Genomic DNA, 19275 nt, shown 5'->3' with positions numbered 1-19275 from the left:
CATTAAGCTATATCTTCGTCAATATCTGCAGGGGATTTATCCTCTAATATCGTGTCTCCGATAGGTGAATTAGCATCATAAAAGTCTGAACTCATGTTAGATTAGAATCTCCTATACCATTATTCTGCTTCTTTTCTTCTGATTCGAGACTGCCTAACCCGTTAATTTCTTCATCACTACGCCAATCTGCATAAGGAAATAATTCTTCTTTGTCTATGTCTAATTGTTTAGCGATTACTATACCACAGCTTTGAAATATTCTTCTATAATTTGGATGACCTTGCTCTTGAGTTCTTAATTCTATAGCATGAGTCCATTGTCTTAGATTTCCCTTAATAGTTATATCTATAGTTGTAGAGAGAGGAGAGGATAATAAAATAAATTCTTCATCTGTTGATTGATAATTTTCCCATTTATTGATTTGTATTGTGAAATATCTGTGTCTTTGTATATCTCTAAATGCTGCTATATCTAAATCAGGGATAGCGATAGTAAAGTCTAGCATTTCAGTCTCCCTTAGTGGTTTTGTCTTTTTCATTCTCTTTGTTTCATAAGCATAAGAAAGATAGTCTAATCTTGTATCATCGTCTATCTCGCTTTTTAATGTAAATTCATCTGTATCATTTGGATTTGCAGGATCTTCTTTAAATGATATTTCTAATTGTAGTTTTGAATCGAATGCTACTGTTTCAGCCTCTTTAAGATAGTTTATTTTATCTTGGCTGAAAATGGTAGGAAAATATTTTTTGAATAATTCTGTAAGTGGATCTATTAATTCTGCTGTATATACACTCGGATCATTTCTTACTTTTTCTTTGGTAAGGATGTTAAGCCAGGAACGAAGATTAGCCATTATTCCCAAAGATGTAAAAGTAGACAAAGGTAACAAGTCCCTAGTTTCATCTAAAGCCCTGGCATTTAATGCTCTCTTTACTTCAGGCTTTTCTAAATCATTTGTGTCAATTTTTAAAGATAATTTTCTATATGCTTTATCGTGTGCTTTGTTGTATTCATCTATTCTTTTTTTGCATAATGCATCATATAGATTAGGAGCATTATATTTAGAATCAGGTTTGTAATAATCAAATACCTTTACATATCTAGTTGATTTCTCAATAACTGATAGAGTTCTATAATGGAGTAGATAGGTAGACCATAATATAGGAATGTTCTCTAAACATAATGCAAATCCATGAGGCACTAATTCAGAAATAGAATCATCGCCATATTGGCCAAATACTTTAGCATAGAATTCAGCTCCTCTATTTGGGTTGGTAAGAAATTCCTCTTTGTATAAAGTTTCAGCATCTTTGTGACTTCTAGAATAGCGAGATAGCAAGGCTCCAAGGTCTATTTTATCCTGAAGAGAATTAGCATTAATAATGAAAATGGTAGATGGATGAGTTTCAGATCTGATAAATTCTAAAACCATGTTAATACCTCTTTACCTCTGACATCATTAATCTAGATTTCATGGACCTTTTTGATCTAGATTTTCGTTTTCTAAGTCTACATTTGCAGCAGTAGCAAAAAATAGAGTCTGTGTTATATGCTACCTCACAGCCTGAGCATTTAGAATCAAGATTAAGAAAAGTAGCAGAATTGATATGTTTTTCTTTAGAGCATAGGCCGTTACAGGACATTTTAGTTAGTTATCAGCTCCTTGAAACATTCGTATCCTTTGAGATAATCCTGGCCTTTTGTATCTATAGAATAATATCTATAAGTTAAATATTCAGCTCTTAAATTATGATCTGCATTTACTTCTTTGATGAGTTTATGCTTGACTAGAAATATATTGACGTTTGCGTTTGTGCTGATGCGATTCATAGATTGAGGTAAAGTTAGATTATTGAGTCTCTTGAGACATTGATAAACAGATTCATAAGTTGCACCTATTTGAGTCGTATTAGGATTGTTCCTGGGTCTACCCCTTCTTGGTTGCAGTGTTTGTAGTAGTAGTAGCAGACATACTCATTGTTTAAAACATCCTTTAAAGATAACGACAAACCCGAATACTGTAGCAGTGTAAACGCTGAGGGTAGATCCTAATATTAAATCTGTCATAAACATTTTAGTAACCATTTTACAAATCCCTGAGCTTTAAAGATTCATTATTTTTTTGCTAAAAAAATAGTTAGGTTAAGGCTGTCCTTACCTTTCGGAGGGTCATTCTAATTCTGCCTTGTTCATCTAATTGAATGTTAATTATTTGGTATCCCCATAAATCGATATTTCTAAGATGTTCGTAGTCTATTCTTGTTCCCTTTCTAAAGTATACTACGTAGTCGTTTGAGTATCTGCTTGCCTCCATTGTCTCTATGTCGGCTCTAATTGGGAACCAGATTATTCTCAGCACGATACGGTTGGTTTCCTTGGTCCTAATTCTAGTGAAGGACGAATTACAATATCTGCACTACCTTTTCCCCCAACACTATCAGGAACCTCTCTAGTGGACCTAACAATTAAGATGTTTCCTGAAAGGCCTGAGACTGTAATCATAGAACAATTCCAACCATCGATAGTTGGAGGTAGGGAAGCTGTCGTAGGTGTCATCTTTAATATTGATCAAAATATGTTCAGCAAAATAGCATTGATTAAAGAGGGAAAAGATTCTTTATACTTATTACAATATCTAAACTTAAAGGATCACTTTTACAAAGAACATAGACAGACTATGAACAAACTCATTGCAACTGTTTCGTTTAATGAATAATTACAAACTCCCTTTTTGAATTGTACTTCTGCCTCATCATAAAGTCCTTCATTTAAATAATATATTCCAAAGTTATTATGTGCACGAGCAACAATATCTTTTAATTCATCTTTAACCTGAACTTTTGCGTTGTCAAATGTGTCAAAAACTAACTTAAATAATTCATCAATACTTTTGTTACGATCACTAACTTTATTATCAATTATGTTTCGTATCTTATTCACATACAAAATAGATTTTAGATAGTCTGTAGCACAATGATCCTCTTTTTCATCTGTATCTCTTGATAAATAATTATCAAGTATATCTTTAGTTTCCTCATCTTTTGTCTGCATTTTTACCCAGTCCTTTTTTATAACCTATATACGCTAGTCCGAGCACTGCATCAAATTTAATTCTATATTTAAAATACTGAAAATCCTTATCAGCAGATTGGTCTTTTTTATCAATTGGGTGAATTACATCTCCAAAATTCTTCGCTTCTACTATGTCAAATTCTTGTTTTGGTTCTTTTCTGACAATCTTTTTATTTACTAATGAATATCCACACTGAACTAGTGCAAATGAATTTTCATTGAATTTCTCTAAAGCACTACATAACATTTCTTTATGTACAACATAATAACCAGCAATATAGTATAGTAACGCTAAACCTGATTCGATAATGGAGCCTAAAATGTTTTTTGCAGAGTTTTAATTTGAGATATTATTAGGTTTGGCCATTCAATATGGTAAATATGGTAAATATAACAATTTATTGATAAATTCAAAACCAAAAATTATCTATAATGCACTGTAGGTGCTAATCTTATTAAGAGCAGATACTACTTCATTTAGACCTTTGCTAATTCATAAAATATAGCATTTGGGATAGACAGATAATTTCTAGTCGGCCTCAGAAGATGGTAAGTTGATCGCACCAAGCTGTATTGCTGCAGTAAGCGCATCAACTACAACCCATCCCTCTTTTATCTTGTTATCTTGAAAATGGAACATGTTCATTCCTACTGTTTCAAAATCCTTATTGGTAGTTGGGATGCCAGGAATTTCCTTTCCTTGAGTACCTTCTACGATAAAAGCTGAAGCAACTCTACCTGACTCTGACTCTTCTATGCTATCTACGATTGTAACATGAATATTAGGAAATATGCTACGATCTGAGGAAACCCATTCATTATAGGCTTCGATCCCTTCAATGCTCACACCACGAGCATGGTATATGAAATCAGAAGTTACGTATCTATCTGTATTTTTAAAATTCCCTTTATTGTAAGTTTCATCAATGAATTCGTGAACAATCCGTTTGTGTTCTGTAGAAGACATATGAATATTTGTGGGAAGTTTTAATTTAACTTATCGGTGAAGATAGAATTGATGCAACTATATAATGTGGTTGTCCTACAGAAATTCGGTCGTTTATAATCGATGATTAAAGCAACTAAGTACAACTATTCTCTGTTGTCAGCAAATTCAACAGCCCGATAAGAACATGTTTGGGGTATTTTGTGAGGTATCGCATTCAGCAGTAAGTATTTCTTTAGCGACAGACAAAGATGCATACACACTTCATACCCATAGCTAGGTAAAATTTATATAATAATCCACGGTATATCCAAATTATGGTAGGAAGAAGACTTGTCGTTGGTGGAATGATCGCAGGAGGAACTTCAGTCGCTGGAGCCGTTGTTGTAGGACATCATATGCAAAAAAAGCAATATCAACGTATGGAAAGACGATAAGCCCTATAGTCATAGATAAATTAAGACCAAGTCCAGACTGCTCAGTCCGTACAAATACAAATATCTCAAACAATCACTCAGATGCAAGTGATTTGAGGATTATACTTTTTATTAAGTTTGGCAAATAGATAGCCTCAAACAACATGGATTACTGTCAGCAGGGTTTCAGTTTATGGAAACACAATTACTCTTGAGCATGTAAGAATCCCACTGTAAGCATTTGTGATTTGAATTATATTAAATTGAAGGTAGATAACACCGAATTAGAATTAATACTACATGTCAATTAAGCAACAAATATTAATGTGCTATTCAGAATCGTTACACGTTTAGCAACAATGACAATAGTTGGGGATATCCCAAGGCAGGTCCTGCAACAATGAATACTATTGCAGAAAAAACATTAAAAACGATTTCACCATTAATAGAATAGACTGGTAGGGAAAAGAAGAACAATTACAAGTATTATAATAACATAACCTAGAAGAAGCATTGCCCAAACCCTATAAATATAGATTTTAAAACTTTTGCCAGATTAATAACAGACCACCATAAAATGAGGTAACGATATGCTACAATGAAGTGTTCTTTAATAATTCTGATGTCCAATCGAGCAAAAGTATAGAGGATAATGATATTGAAAGGTTCAATATGTTATTCGGGAATATTGAATGAATAAGATAAGATGTCTGTAAAAATTATCAGTAAAGAGACTGAAAATATCCTTATAGTATTTTCATTAGTAATAATCACTCAGTTTACAATCGTTGACGCCGGCAATGGACTCACTATACCTTAATCGTACAACAATGGTGGCCAACTGTGAATCAACATTTTCTTTAGATGATGTAACTGGTTTGATCTGTTTGTGACTCTCATAATCTTGAATTGTAAATGCTTGAGTGAACAGAGGCTAACTAATAAATAACAAGAACAATATTTATATAACTATTCTTAAGTAAAAAATTAGACTGTATTATGACTGCAAATGAAAAATTCAAAGACATATATGAAAATGCATATCGTCAGCAAAAACAGACAATTGAATCAAATTATAGCCAATTCAAAGACATATATGAAAATGCATATCGTCAGCATATACAAACGATCGAATTAAATTATACTCAATTCAAAAACATGATTGAAACCGCATATCATCAGCAAATACAAATTATCAAAACGAATGCTTCTATTATGAAAACCTATTATAGCATGTTTGGAAATAGCGAGATAGTAAAAAATATTGAAAAGATGGAATCTGATTTTTTAACTCTAAACGAGGAATCAAAAAAATCAATGCTCAACCAGTTGGACCTCATTAAAGATAATTACCTCTCTAATGCTGAGAGATTAAATGAAGAATATCACAAGATACCTAACTTTGATAAGTTTATTCCCAATCCTGATGGCTCAGTGCAGTCCGATAGTAATTTAAAGAAATAATATTAAGTGAATAGTCCATTTAGTACTAATATTGTCGAAATTTCTACAGTCAAAATTGCAGAATACGACTTATTGACGGGGAGTGAAACAACGGAGTAATAAAATAAAGTACTATTCCTATAACCAAACATATTATTCCTTCAACTATCACGATCTTATTTGATAATATAAGGATATAAAAATGGTATTGCAAATTATTCTATAGCAAATGTAATGTAATGTATTGTCTTATTATTCCATTTTTGAAGCCCTTTGGACTAATGCTAAGTTAAGGAATTATTAGAAAAAATAAAATCGCTTAAAAGAAATTCAGTTAACATATAATCTTGTTTAACTAATAAAAAATGTATCTTCAGTTCTAAGAAATGAAACCTATTTATAGAATTGTTCTATGGTTATTTTTCACTATAAAAATAAGATATAGGCCTAGTCTTCTTGCTGCAGAAAGATTCTATGGATTTGAGAACACGTCAACTGATAGTTTTGGAATAGGGACAGAACATTCAAAACTAGCTTTGAAATTCAGAACCTTGAGAGATTGAAAAGCATTCTAATAGAAAACAATCTTTCACCTGAGGCCTTAATTAAAAAAACGACTTGATTTGAGAATTATCATACAATCAATATTGAGTCAATTGTTTGAAAGAGAATTAAATATAGAAGAGATTGGAGGAAAACTTTATCAATAGCTAAACCTCAATCCCGCAAATACGATCTGAGAAAATTTGAATCTATCGTGTTAAAAGAAATACTTCTCTTATGACTCGTGTATGATGATTTCTATGACTGTCTCATAATTGACCAGCCCGATCTACATATACATCCGCAATTTCAATGTTCATAATAAATGAAATAAGAAAAATAATTGAGGATCCAAATCTAATCCAAAAAGATGTTTCACTAAAACTATAAAAACTTTGTTTGATCAAATACTACAATGAAGACTTTCATTAACGTTAGTATTACACTAATAATAACCATTAGTTTGGTACTATTACTAAATGCCGGAAGCTCTAATATCTATGGTCAAATAATAAGTCAAACGAATCAGACCAACCAGACAAGCGGACAGAATACCACACAACAAGCTCAACAACAGCTAGAGCAAGCCAACCAACAACTTGCACAAGCCAATCAAACACAGCAACAAGTATCTAATCAAACACAGCAACAGCTAGAGCAAGCCAACCAGACAAGCGGACAGAATACCACACAACAAGCTCAACAACAACCTGCACAAGCCAATCAGTCAAAGCAACAAGATCCCGAATTGGGCGAAAAATTACTTAATTACACAAATGCTGCTATCTTAGCTTTAAATAATGATGATATTGGTGCTGCACAAGATAATATAGTTCAGATTCAAAAAGAATTGGTAAACGCCAGTGGAATGCAGGTGGTAATAGTTCCAGCTCCAGCAGTAGCACCCTCATCATCCGATGATGATGGAGACTCGGACTGAATTTTTTTATTTTTTGTGATCTCCTAGTATATAACCATCAATAAAATTTTGAATTTATATTTGCTAATCCACCGATCGCCAAGATGTACAAACTTTGATTCTTGATATTAGTAATAATTCAAATTAGACACCCAATGCCTTTGTAAATACCTTTTAATATTTACAGTTCCCATGTCCCTCATGGATTCGAACCCCTTCGGGCCCGTTCTTCACATGACTTCAAATATTTCATCGGTTATACTACAAATAGGAGAACATATCATTGCCTGCTAAATTAATTACAACCGTAAAAAATATAGAGGTTAAAGTAGAGAGTGATACGAATCGACTGTTAATAAAAGAATTATATGAATATTTAACTAGTATTGATACCTCTGAAAATTATCGGAATGGTTTGAAAAAAGTCCTCATTAGATCCCTGGGTTTTTGTTATTTATCTTAGACAGTAAAAAATAAGATAATCTCTATGATATGTTCTAATAAATGATGGTAAAACTACCTACCATGAATTAATGTGTATTATTTTTTCTATCGGATCTCTTGGTGCAGGTTTAAAGGATTTTCCCTTATAGTATGCTACGGGAAGTAAGGCCACTTGCATAACTTTTTCATATGGAATATTCAATAATTCAGCAGACTCTTTTTCAAACAAAAGGTGAAAACTAGTCCAAGTTGTGCCCAATCCGTATAACCTGGCAGCTAGCATAAAATTCCAAACTGCAGGAGCAATGGATCCCCATATAGCACTTTGGACTACCACAGAAATATTTGATCCATCGGTTCTACCTTCAATGCAGGGAATAACAAATATAGGGATGTTTCTTAAATTGTCTACCAAATATTTCGCAGATTCATATATTTTCCTTTGAGTTTCACTTTTCTTTGGATCATCAGAACTTATAGTCTTTGCAACAGAAGTTGGTGAATCTATATAGGATTGCCATCCTTTTCTAAAGAGATCGGATAATGAATTCTTCATGGATTGATCAGTAATAATCAAAAAGTGCCAATTCTGTCTATTGGAAGCCGTTGGGGCCTGCTGGGCTATTTCTATGCATTTTTTAACTAATTCAATTTCTACAGGTTTTTCAAGATCAAGTCTCTTTCTCACAGCTCTTGTAGTTGTAAGTAGTTCTTCAGGAGTTAAAGAGGTCATACTTATGACCCCTAAATCTTGATTTATAAGATTAATGTAAATTTCGATATACGTGTAATTCATTCTAATGGAATCAAATACTAATTCATCTAATCCTGGAGATATATTGTCATGTAAAATAATCCGTTAGGAATCTGTTTAAGTAATATACTACAGGAGACGATTGTATGTGCGTATTCATATCAGACTACGAATATAGCAAACTCTTCAAGAGGAAAATTGATAAGTTAGTTGATGAGGAAGAAGAACAGCAACCAGAGATTGAGAAAGTAGAAGAGCAACCCTTAGTGGCTTAAGTAAAAGAACAGGAGACACACAGGTAGCGGACTACGATAATAACCACTCACTTACCTTACTTCTTTCAAAATTTAATTTCTTTTCGTATGATTCCTTAGATGGTGGCTCAAGTAGAGTGACAGGACCATTTTCATTATAAAAATCTGCGGAAATATACCCTGCCTTCTTACTTCCAACTTCCATAAAACAAAAACCTTTTCCATCAAATTTTGATGATGATCGTTTATCCTTGTTGTTTTCTATATCATCAATAATTTGTTGGCTAACTACCTTCGCCTGAGCTTCTGCAAATACTCCAGCTTTAGGAATAGTCACAATTTCAGTTACTTTAATTTCATTTACATCTCCTATCGCAAAAACATTTTGATAATCTGTCTTAAGACTGAACTTGTCGACATTAATCCAGTTTTGTCCTTGCTTTACTAGATCAGAATTCCTTATTACTTCAGGAACTTTATGAGGAGGGATACCTATCAACAAATCATATTTTACCCTATGTCCATTTTCAAATTCTATCTCTTTTGTGTCTGATACTGACTTTATTTTATGTAACGGATGGAAATTGACATGGTTATCATTGAGAAGGTTAATAACTTCATGACTCACTTGTGCTCCGGCTACAGGCAAAGCAATTGGAGTAGGTGTATAAATTTCGATATCAATTGAATCCCTTGTACCATTCTTAACTAAAATATCATTGATAAGGAGAGATGCCTCATATGGTGCTGGTGGGCATTTGTATGGAACAGAGGTTATGCATATTGCTATTCTCCCCTTTTTTAACGAAAGTATCTTTTCTCTTAATTTTGGAATTTGCTCTGCATCATATAGATTAGTACCACCATTTTCTAAAAATCCCTTGACATGTTCAAGTGCAAACTCTGATCCTAATGCTATCACCAAATAGTCATATTCTAATCTAGGAGTCGAATTCCCTTTGAGTGTCACAGTCCTTGAGACAGGATCAATTGCCTTTACTTCAGCATTTAAATATCTTATTCCTTTATTTTCTAGCCTGCTTAATGCTATTTTAGAATCATCCAGTGTTCTTATTCCACTTAAAATCCATAAATTTACAAGTCCCATTATGAAATAGTCTTTGGAGTCGACAATACTAATTTGATGTTTTACTGAGGATAAAGAAAGATTTTTCTGCAATAAATTAGCAGTTGTTAATCCGCCGAATCCTGCACCCAAAATTAAGACCCGTTTACCTTCTAAAGACAATTACCAAGATAGATAGTCAATTATATCGTAAAAAGATTTATTATTATTGCGAGATACGAATGTCTACTCAAACCAAAAGTCTTTACGAATAATATTCGTCTTTTGACAGAGTTTAGAATCAGCACATCATAATTATCTACTTGAAGTTGCAATCAAAAGTGTATTGCATCTCACAGAACCCCGTAGATTAGTGCAATATAACTTAGGAAGAATACTTTCGGAGAATGGGATTCAAGGAGCTTTTAACTGGCTGGATTCTGTTTATACAATAGATGTGAACGCGTATGACCAATATTGAGGGAAGGAAAATAGGCCAACCACAAATCACATCTCAAAATTCAAATGAAGAATATATTTACATAATTGAAGATAAGGGGGGTTTGGTTTATAGACTATATCAAAGGAATCGCATTTAAAACACGCCTATAGTTTAGGCTATAAACAGATACGCCAAAATCATTCATATCGCTGCTATCACGTCGTAATATATATGCCAACGCAGTTACTATAGTTGTATGATAGTAATTTTCAAAATATTTTTAATTTAGAAGAACCAAGATTTTTATCATTTATAATCATTGATTTGCTAAATCCAGGAACACTACCATCAGGTTTTTGAGCCGCAATCAGCTGTTCTCATGCTGTTTAGTAAAATGGGCGATGCCAGTATAGGCAATCACAACAAACTAATAATTCAGCGATAACATCCCGGGCAGATCACTTCAAATTCTAGTCCATCACGATGATGCCATGAGAGAATATTCCTATGACATACATGCTGAAAATGCGCTAATAGAAGCACAAAACCGAAACTGGATTACCGTCAGCATGAAAGATGACTTTAAAATTATTTATCCTAATATAAATACCACTAACTAAAAAATGTAAGGTAGTTAATAACAAGAACCTCAATGATCTTTCTGTTAAAGACATTTAATTCTAGTCATTTACAGAAGCTCAAAGCTGCAATCGTCTTTAGGACAATAAAGGATATTATTAGAGAACAGAGAATTGTCATTTCCGTCACCGAAATGGAATGAAGATTCGGAAATTAAAGACAATGTTATAGGAATAGGTGAGTTCAAAAATTTGAATAGAAAGTGAGAACCATCATTCATATCTTATTAGTTGTTTTATCCAGTTGACAAGCAAGGTATTAGATATAATCCAAATCAAAGGGGTTAAACTAGAAAGGTGTAACTGCATGGAATAATATTGCTGCTTCTCAAGAAATGATAAAACTTAGTTCTGAAATAATAGAAAACATCTGGTCTTTTTGTCCTGCAACATACTTAATTCAAACATATACAAGAAGAATTATTTTAAAATTTTATGATGTATCCGATATATGGTTTTGGAATTATGTGGCTTAGGGAGATGGTATTAACAGCGAAATTATGCTTAATATTGTAATTTATCATTTGAATTGGCATGGAATAGATTGGTAGCCTCTCAAGCCAAGGCATACTGATAATTCAATATAGGACTCAAATATGACTGTTATTGTCTTTCCAACATGGTACGTTCCCACTTTGCTGCCTCAGCCGCAGCTTCATAAGTACTCTTAAGGAAGCAAAGTAATGATCGATCTGGTGATTCGCTTTTCCGAACATTCTCGTAAGGCAAAATAAATTCTCCCATGCTGACCTCGTAATACGCTCCTGCAGGCTCGACTTTAGCGTCTTTGAATCCCTTAGGCTCAGGGTATGAATACGAATAATATACTGGTCCTTCAAATGGTCCACCTCCTGGCCATAATCCACAACTGCTAACTTCATGAGAATATGCTTCGACCATTACATGTTGCGGACAGTTAGGAACACCAGGATGAACAGGAGCTCTTCGTCCAGAAAAACGAGTTACAGCCAAATCAAAAGCTCCCCAAAAAAAATGAACTGGACTGACCTTGCCCAAAAAACTTGATCTAAATTCTGTAAATAATCGTGAAGACTGTATAAGTATCCGCCAAAATTTGTTGGCCGAATCACTGTCATAGGTTGAATGGCTATAATCTTTCTCAAATGGAATTCCATTTTCCACCTCAACTGGCGTACTCCAGATCCTTAATGAAATACCAATTGATTCCAGTGTTGACATTATATCCTTATAATAATCTGCTACTGGCTTTGACTCTAGGGGAATTTTCTTAACGTAACCAAAAGCTTGCTCAATAATTAAGAAATGTTTGTTCAAATCAAATTCGATTTTAAAAGGGATATCATTATAGTACATCACGGATGTGGTTAGCCCGTTTGGTGTAACATATAGTGTAGAGTTCCACCAATGATTTTCCATTGGGGTTGTTGCAAGCCGGATCTTGCCCACGATTTGTGTTAACATATGCAACGTTGCATATGTTTCCTTCCAGGAAGCAACAGGAAGCGTTGGCCACATTTCATCATTCTTCAATTTATATCTCATTCTCCAATCTCTGAATTGATATCTCAAAATATTCAAATTCTCTTGTTTTTGGTGCCAAATTAAGCGCCCCTATAAGTTCAGAATGATCCGACCTATTGTGAAGCAGATCATGACTATCCTTGCATAGAATTAAGGTCTGCCCAGTGTAAAAAGCATCCGTCTGTTGTTTGGCATAATTTTTCATATTTTCCTATATCTCAGGTTCTAATTAAACAAAATAGTGTCCCATAAATTTATATGAATTCAAAAATTGAGGATTTGCATCTTGAATGTATCAAAATTCATTTCCCTCATCCCTCTTAGATATATTGACTACTCGAGGGCTAAGTAAATTCATTGGATTGGCAAAAATAGTTTTCAAATGGATAATACAATGCTTCGGAAACAATTGGCTAGCTTGCAACATCCATTTTACGGCCAATATGATGAAAACAATAAAGATAACAGTTTTTGAATTTGAATATGTTATTCTAGGTTTATGAGTTGTCAGTTAGCCTTTTAATATCTATTTAATTTGCTTTGAAGAGATCAAATCGACTAGAAGAGGATGAATGAAAAGAATTATCTATTTTTGAAACAAAAAAGATCAGCAATAGCGAAAAAACATACTATACATACGAAACTTAAAGATAGTTTTATTTATCTATGTGTATTTTTCTGCTGCCAACACTTTAATTTTATTGCAAAAAACAGATTAAGGTGAATACTAGATTTAGATCATTTTATTGAAAGATTCAAGCGATTCATCAAACAAACCCGCAATTTTTACGAAACGGGTTGAAATCCCTTATGAGGTACATGATGCCTTCAATTATCATGCAAGATATAGGGCAATAGATAGAATGATCCCACCTTGGAGTTTTCTAAAAATTATTAAACGAAATAATGGGCTAGAAAATGGAGCAATTTGTATTCTAGTATTGCAATATGGACCGCTAAAATTAAAATGGATTGCAAAGCACTTTGGATACATTCAAGATCAAATATTTCAAGATGAAATGATCAAGGGGCCGTTAAAGACTTGGATGCATACCCACTCGTTTGCTCCTAATGAAATAAGCGGATGTATAATGGAAGACAAAATAAAGTATTCTTTACCATACGGATTAAATAGATTTAGTATTTTCAGGAATCGAATCAATAAAACCCTAATTCAAATGTTCAGCTATCGACATCGAATATTGCAAAATGATTTGAAATTATGGGGCCTGCTAAAGGAGAATAGGGGAAAAAGAATTCTAATTAGCGGATCTACTGGGCTAATTGGATCTGCTCTGATTCCTTTTCTAGAAACCGTTGGAGAACACAAGATTTCAAAATTGGTAAGGCCCACTTCGAAATACCCTGAGAGCGATAACAGTTCAAATTTCAGAATTTGGGATCCTGAAACTGGTATGATTGACCCAGTTGATCTAGAAGGATTTGACATTGTTATCCATTTGTCCGGAGAAAACCTAGGTGGTAGATGGTCAGAATCAAAGAAAAAGCGCATACGTGATAGCCGAGTGAAAACAACCGAGCTATTATGCAACACCTTAAAGAAACTTAAAAAACCTCCTTCAACTTTATTATGTGCTTCAGCAATTGGTTATTACGGAAATCGTGGCGAAGAGGTTGTCACAGAAGAAACTACAGCAGGAGATGGGTTTCTAGCCAACTTGTGTGTTGACTGGGAATCGCATTCAAAATCTGTTGAAGCTATAGGTATCAGGGTGATAAATGCCCGTTTTGGTCTAATACTATCTCCAAGGGGAGGAATATTGAAACCACTTACTCTTACTTCTTACTTAAAAACAGGAATAGGATTTGGTAAAGGAACCAACGTTCTTAATTGGGTATCAATTGAGGATGTCATAGGATGTATCTTATACGTGATTGGAAACACTAACATCCGTGGACCTATTAACGTAGTGTCTCCCAACCCGGTAAAGGCTTCAGATTTTTTTGAAACTATTTCAAAAATATTAGAAAATCAGATTTTTTTGAGAATTGGCTATGGATCCATGAAACTAGCGGTTGGAGATTTCGCAGATACCATTAGCGATTCCAATGGTGTTGTAAAACCCCAAAAGCTATTGACTTCTGGTTACCCCTTCATGAATACCAATTTAGAGGATGCTGTAAGACTTCTTTTGGGCCGTCAGATTGAAAATAAGACGGAGCAGGGATTCCTAGAGCGTCAATAAATCCAAGCAAATTTTGAGAATTAAAAAATACTCTTAGGTGCTAGAATAAGTATTGAGCACCTTTCTAAAGAATGCTGGGAAATGAAACAGGTGTTATAAAGAGTTAGGCATTATGGTATCATTTTTACTATTTCTTAAATAATAGATTATCCATATCAGGCTATGTTAAAATCCAAAATTGAAGATTCCCCAAAAATGTTCATACTTTATTGTTCCCTAGCAGGTTTCATTGCATCTTGGGGAATATCAGGATTGTTAGTTTCAATAGATGTTATTTCCCAAACGCCACCTGGTTCATTTTTTGGAATAATAGGAGTATCGCTGGGTTTCTATGATCCCGCTGCAGCTCCATTAATTGGTTTTGCTTTACACTTATTAACAGGTACCATCGCTGGTAATATTTTTGGGCAAGTATCAATATTTTGGCGTCGCATCTCTCCTTATAATGCAAGGCATGGCTTGGTAACTGGGATTATTGTGGGAGTACTTTTATGGACATTGTTATTTGTACCAGTAGCAACATTCGCTATTCAACCGATGATCGATTCATTTAAAAATTCAATGACCCCCAATCAATATGTATATTCAATAGTCACAAATTTTGAAGGTCTTTACCCTATAATCATACTGGGTTCCCTAGCTTTTCATATCATTTACGGGGTACTTTTGGGATACATTTCGGGTAGAATGATGGAGCTCAAAACCTTACAAGGAGTGCGAATGAACTATTGACTTTAGATAATTTGTCCTCAAAGTATAGTATTATTTGGAATCGATTTATTCTTGGAGGTTTTTACTAATATTGAATCATTTTTTTCCCACCCCGTTCAATAAAGAAATAAGAATCGAGAATAAAGTCAAAAGAATTTTCTTAGGTCTGATTTTATTATTGTTCCCGGGTAAACAATAAAAAAACTCTTTTTGAATAATGCCTCACATTATCATAAATAGTCGGGTCAACTTTGACCTGATTCATAGTGACTTTAAAGGTTGGATTATTAGAAGCACCCTCGATGGAGGTTGCATTTATAATTTTAAGGAATCATTTCAAAGTGTTTCTAAAGATACTATTCTAATAAATACTATAACAATCGAACCCAGTTTTACCCAGAATTATTTTATTCAATTGATCAAAAAGTCTGATAAGATAACTGTGAGATTATACCCTGTAACCGACCCAAAATACAAAACATCAAATATCAAGAGGTCCTTAGTAATAATAGCCAAAACGATTTTGGAATCTGATACTAGTGGCGAATCTTTCATTACTAAATCAAACCTCCAACAATTTTTGGAAGAAAAAGTCTAATTAATGAAAATAGGATATCCTTGCATTAACCAATCGTTAGGAAAAAAAACTATTTCCACATTTAGAATATCTTCGTACTCTGAAGAAAGATTAATCAAGGCAGTCAGTTATAATCTTGAGGTACTCAAAGATATCTTGAACTATAATATTCAACATGATTTCCTGTTTTTTAGAATCAGTTCTGATATAATTCCATTCGCTTCACACCCAATATGCAAATTTGATTGGGAAAATTATTTCAAGAAAGATTTGTTTTATATCGGTCAAATTGTTAAGGAGAAGAAAATCAGAATTTCCATGCACCCAGACCAATTTATCATATTGAATTCACCAAATAATGAAGTTGTAGAAAAAGGAATAAGAGAAATCAATTACCAAAGTGCCCTCCTCAACGCAATGAAGCTAAATAACACTGCAAAAATTCAGATCCACGTTGGAGGAACTTATGATGACAAAATCTCCTCATTGGATAGGTTCATCAAAAACTATAATACACTCTTATCTGATGAAGTTAGGTCTAGAATGGCAATCGAAAATGATGATTATCGTTTTAGTCTAAATGATTGCTTAAAAATACACGACAAAACGAATGTTCCTGTCTTGTTGGATGTATTTCACCACGAATGTAAGAACGAGGGCCGATCGGTACGAGATGCCATTAGTTCCGCAGACCATACGTGGGAGAAAGACAGAGATGGGGTACTGATGATAGACTATAGTAATCAAGAACCAAATTTCAGGAAAGGAAAACATGCTAATACTTTGGATGTAATGAAGTTCAAGAACTTTTTATCTTCGACAATTGATCATAGTTACGACCTTATGCTTGAAATAAAAGACAAGGAAAAAAGCGCTGCTAAGGCTCGACAAATCCTTGACCAATTATCATATTTGGCTTCAAATTAGGGCGTCAGCGAAACAAATTTTCTTGTAGAAATACACTAGGATTATTTGTATCTTAATGTCTCATATCCTACTATTCTTTTTCTTTCCATCCTTTCGGAATTAAACAGATAGGTTTGATATTTTAAACTTTTACTAATATAACTTGAGCTTCTAAGACGATCATCATTATATAATGTGATCCCGTCGATTTCACTAGTATATTTTGACGTAGTAAAATTCCTATTCCTGTTATTGATATCTATTAAATTGCTATGGATCGCAGAATATCGAAGGTATCCGGGTTTGTAAAGTAACCTTTCGTTATATCTTTCTATAATCATGTTCTGTTTTTCATATTGTTCATCAAACATCTTTATTCCATAAACTTCAGGAATAAATTCATTGCAAGTTTCCGACAATTCCTTCCCAGCCTTTATGAAATGCAAATTTCTCCTCAGTTCCTCTTTATCTATTACAGCATACTCATCTGAATCTATTACGATCAAAAAATCAATTCCCAATTTTGCAGCGATCTCTAGATATTTGTTTCTTTTTTCTATCTCAGTAATGTTTGGATAACAATAATATCTCGTATTAGGAAATGACTCTACAACCTCCCTAGAACCATCAATGCTAATGTCATAGTCCTCATCAAATTCCTTAAACTTTCCATCAATGGTTATAACTAAATCAACGTTGGATGCAATTGAATGTAGACATCTCTTCAAGCCTTTAGCGTCATCAAAAAATACAATCCCCGCACCGATTCTCATGCCTTTATTTAATATCGATGGGTAATATTAATAGCGGGGAGTATTTACAAAAATTTGACTAAATTGGATAAATACTCCTAAAAATAGGGACAATAGATGTATTTCTCCAAATTCAATGACTTATTTTGACTTAAAGAGGCGAACTGCTTTTATACTTAGATTAATAACCAACAGGAAAATTATCCAAGCTATTATGGAAGCTATCATGGAGGTCTGGTATGGTTCAATGAAACCAAGGGTTAACAACTGATAATGAATCAGTACTTTCGAAATCGAATAGATAGCTTCAGAAATTGCAAATGCTGCAATCAGCTTCTTGATATCGGTCTTAATCTTACTATAATTTTTTTTCCCAGTCTCCTTGTTAATATAGCGGTATTTATTGTCCAGATAGAACAAATATGAAAAAATAGGAATGTAAACACAATACTCCATGATTAGAGTAACAATCGAGTTTGATAGGCTGTCGGAATTGAATTCAGAAAAAAACTGCGTAAAGATAGCACCAGCAAAGAAGGCAAAAATACCTGAAATTAGTATGTTTTTATTAAATAAGACATAATCCTTGTATTTACTATATAATTTTCCAATTCGCAATCCTGTTAACCTGCTAATTTAGGGACTAGAGCCTTACCGAAATTAATAAATCTACTTGCATGATTCCGACTAGCGTATTCTGCAATACGTGAGAATCGCTAACTTCATCGGCTAAACTGGGTGGAATAAATTTATTTTGACTTTTAGCCTACTCTTAAATACAGCATGGAATAAATAAACTGAGGATATTAGAAAATCCTGACTCGAACCAGTTTCACCAAGAATTAGATTGATTTAGTCTGATTACATGAAGATCGAAGTATGCCTTTCTAAAATTGAGAATATGATTTTATTGTAACTTTCCGCAGAAAGAATTTCCCTTGAGATAGGATGAGTTATGTCATTTTTCTATTCAAGCAGAATTGCTCCTGGGATATGACCAAGAAAGCAAATAGCTTGAGAATCATAGTCAAGTTCTACTATTCTTATATTAGGATCGTTTAATGTACTTCAACTCATTGCGTATTATCCTGTACTTCCCGATAAGAATATTTAATTTTAGTTGTTTGTGCCAATACCTAAATTGAGTATTCATTTCATATCTTTGCATTGGTTGGTGTATTTTTTTACAGAAATGTGTGAATTATGCATCGATTTTGGATTAGTTCTTTGGATGATGCATAACTAAAAGTAAATCGAATAATTATTGGCATAAATTTCATATATATGATTTTCATTGCTCGTAGAGATCTAATTAAATCATAATTCTCTGTCATATTACCTATGTCTTTGACAAAATCTGTACTGACAAAGTCAGACAGGAATAAGAGATTACAAAAAATACAAAAAAAAGTTGTAAGAGGTGAACGAGGAACACTGTCCCACAATCAGTTACCATGTGAAAATATCATGACTGGACAAGGACGGACACAAATTATTCGCTGTAAAACCTGCTATTATCATTCTTCGGTTGGGGTGATTAACCATAGTAGATTGATTCTGTCCAACAAATGTCCCGAGTGTATGGGCGAAAACCTTGATTACTATTCGGCATCTAGTAACAGATTAATGGAATATATATTAAACAACATTAACTAATACCATTTTTGTAATTCTTTATTTTT

The 19275-nt window shown here is 33.5% G+C and carries 20 protein-coding genes; 8 read left to right on the top strand and 12 right to left on the bottom strand.

The window, feature by feature from the left end; genetic code table 11:
* Positions 1 to 91: 91 nt before the first annotated feature.
* From AAGU22_RS06510 to AAGU22_RS06485, 6 genes are all read right to left on the bottom strand, one after another.
* Positions 92 to 1432, bottom strand: coding sequence for an FAD-dependent thymidylate synthase (locus AAGU22_RS06510; RefSeq protein WP_458721384.1), 1341 nt, complete (start codon positions 1430 to 1432; stop codon positions 92 to 94).
* A gap of 705 nt (positions 1433 to 2137) precedes the next feature.
* Positions 2138 to 2359, bottom strand: a complete 222-nt coding sequence (locus AAGU22_RS06505; RefSeq protein ID WP_458721383.1) for a hypothetical protein — start codon at positions 2357 to 2359, stop codon at positions 2138 to 2140.
* Positions 2353 to 2556, bottom strand: a complete 204-nt coding sequence (locus AAGU22_RS06500) for a hypothetical protein (RefSeq protein WP_458721382.1) — start codon at positions 2554 to 2556, stop codon at positions 2353 to 2355. The genes AAGU22_RS06505 and AAGU22_RS06500 overlap by 7 nt, the downstream gene beginning before the upstream one ends.
* A 99-nt stretch (positions 2557 to 2655) precedes the next feature.
* On the bottom strand, positions 2656 to 3051 hold the full coding sequence (locus AAGU22_RS06495; RefSeq protein ID WP_458721381.1) for a hypothetical protein: 396 nt from the start codon (positions 3049 to 3051) through the stop codon (positions 2656 to 2658).
* Positions 3035 to 3319 (bottom strand): hypothetical protein, encoded by a 285-nt coding sequence (locus AAGU22_RS06490; RefSeq protein ID WP_458721380.1) that lies wholly within the window; start codon positions 3317 to 3319, stop codon positions 3035 to 3037. Before AAGU22_RS06490 ends, AAGU22_RS06495 begins: the two co-directional genes overlap by 17 nt.
* Positions 3320 to 3601: 282 nt before the next feature.
* Positions 3602 to 4039 (bottom strand): ester cyclase, encoded by a 438-nt coding sequence (locus AAGU22_RS06485; protein ID WP_458721379.1) that lies wholly within the window; start codon positions 4037 to 4039, stop codon positions 3602 to 3604.
* A 1394-nt stretch (positions 4040 to 5433) separates the two neighbouring features.
* Between AAGU22_RS06485 and AAGU22_RS06480 the strand changes: the two genes are divergently transcribed.
* Entirely contained in the window at positions 5434 to 5898 is a 465-nt protein-coding gene (locus tag AAGU22_RS06480) for a hypothetical protein (protein WP_458721378.1), read from the top strand.
* A gap of 937 nt (positions 5899 to 6835) precedes the next feature.
* Complete coding sequence (locus AAGU22_RS06475) at positions 6836 to 7360, top strand: hypothetical protein (protein WP_458721377.1); 525 nt, start codon at positions 6836 to 6838, stop codon at positions 7358 to 7360.
* Between the two features lie 499 nt (positions 7361 to 7859).
* On the opposite strand, the gene AAGU22_RS06470 is transcribed toward AAGU22_RS06475, so the two are convergent.
* Positions 7860 to 8516, bottom strand: coding sequence for a nitroreductase family protein (locus AAGU22_RS06470; protein ID WP_458721376.1), 657 nt, complete (start codon positions 8514 to 8516; stop codon positions 7860 to 7862).
* 167 nt (positions 8517 to 8683) lie between these two features.
* Between AAGU22_RS06470 and AAGU22_RS06465 the strand changes: the two genes are divergently transcribed.
* A complete protein-coding gene (locus tag AAGU22_RS06465) occupies positions 8684 to 8812 on the top strand; it encodes a hypothetical protein (protein ID WP_458721375.1) in 129 nt (42 codons plus the stop codon).
* A gap of 31 nt (positions 8813 to 8843) precedes the next feature.
* On the opposite strand, the gene AAGU22_RS06460 is transcribed toward AAGU22_RS06465, so the two are convergent.
* The gene (locus AAGU22_RS06460; RefSeq protein WP_458721374.1) at positions 8844 to 10040 is read right to left on the bottom strand and encodes an NAD(P)/FAD-dependent oxidoreductase; all 1197 of its coding nucleotides are present in this window, start codon (positions 10038 to 10040) and stop codon (positions 8844 to 8846) included.
* Between the two features lie 750 nt (positions 10041 to 10790).
* On the opposite strand from AAGU22_RS06460, the gene AAGU22_RS06455 reads away from it, so the two are divergent.
* On the top strand, positions 10791 to 10919 hold the full coding sequence (locus AAGU22_RS06455) for a hypothetical protein (protein WP_458721373.1): 129 nt from the start codon (positions 10791 to 10793) through the stop codon (positions 10917 to 10919).
* 621 nt (positions 10920 to 11540) lie between these two features.
* Here the strand turns inward: AAGU22_RS06455 and AAGU22_RS06450 are convergent.
* On the bottom strand, positions 11541 to 12461 hold the full coding sequence (locus tag AAGU22_RS06450) for a DUF5996 family protein (RefSeq protein ID WP_458721372.1): 921 nt from the start codon (positions 12459 to 12461) through the stop codon (positions 11541 to 11543).
* Positions 12451 to 12645: a hypothetical protein gene (locus tag AAGU22_RS06445; RefSeq protein ID WP_458721371.1), complete on the bottom strand. Its 195-nt coding sequence runs from the start codon at positions 12643 to 12645 to the stop codon at positions 12451 to 12453. Before AAGU22_RS06445 ends, AAGU22_RS06450 begins: the two co-directional genes overlap by 11 nt.
* 541 nt (positions 12646 to 13186) lie before the next feature.
* Here AAGU22_RS06445 and AAGU22_RS06440 point away from each other — a divergent pair.
* From AAGU22_RS06440 to uvsE, 4 genes are all read left to right on the top strand, one after another.
* Positions 13187 to 14647, top strand: a complete 1461-nt coding sequence (locus AAGU22_RS06440) for a TIGR01777 family oxidoreductase (RefSeq protein WP_458721370.1) — start codon at positions 13187 to 13189, stop codon at positions 14645 to 14647.
* Between the two features lie 162 nt (positions 14648 to 14809).
* Positions 14810 to 15379, top strand: a complete 570-nt coding sequence (locus AAGU22_RS06435) for a hypothetical protein (protein ID WP_458721369.1) — start codon at positions 14810 to 14812, stop codon at positions 15377 to 15379.
* A 196-nt stretch (positions 15380 to 15575) separates the two neighbouring features.
* Positions 15576 to 15956, top strand: a complete 381-nt coding sequence (locus tag AAGU22_RS06430; protein WP_458721368.1) for a hypothetical protein — start codon at positions 15576 to 15578, stop codon at positions 15954 to 15956.
* A 3-nt stretch (positions 15957 to 15959) separates the two neighbouring features.
* Positions 15960 to 16862 (top strand): UV DNA damage repair endonuclease UvsE, encoded by a 903-nt coding sequence (gene uvsE / locus AAGU22_RS06425; protein ID WP_458721367.1) that lies wholly within the window; start codon positions 15960 to 15962, stop codon positions 16860 to 16862.
* A 41-nt stretch (positions 16863 to 16903) separates the two neighbouring features.
* Here the strand turns inward: uvsE and AAGU22_RS06420 are convergent, their stop codons facing one another.
* Positions 16904 to 17614, bottom strand: a complete 711-nt coding sequence (locus AAGU22_RS06420) for a glycosyltransferase family 2 protein (protein WP_458721366.1) — start codon at positions 17612 to 17614, stop codon at positions 16904 to 16906.
* A gap of 120 nt (positions 17615 to 17734) precedes the next feature.
* The gene (locus tag AAGU22_RS06415; protein ID WP_458721365.1) at positions 17735 to 18211 is read right to left on the bottom strand and encodes a hypothetical protein; all 477 of its coding nucleotides are present in this window, start codon (positions 18209 to 18211) and stop codon (positions 17735 to 17737) included.
* Between the last annotated feature and the right edge of the window lie 1064 nt (positions 18212 to 19275).

Source organism: Candidatus Nitrosocosmicus sp. R, from assembly GCF_054408505.1.
This window is presented reverse-complemented; position numbering and strand designations above follow the sequence as displayed.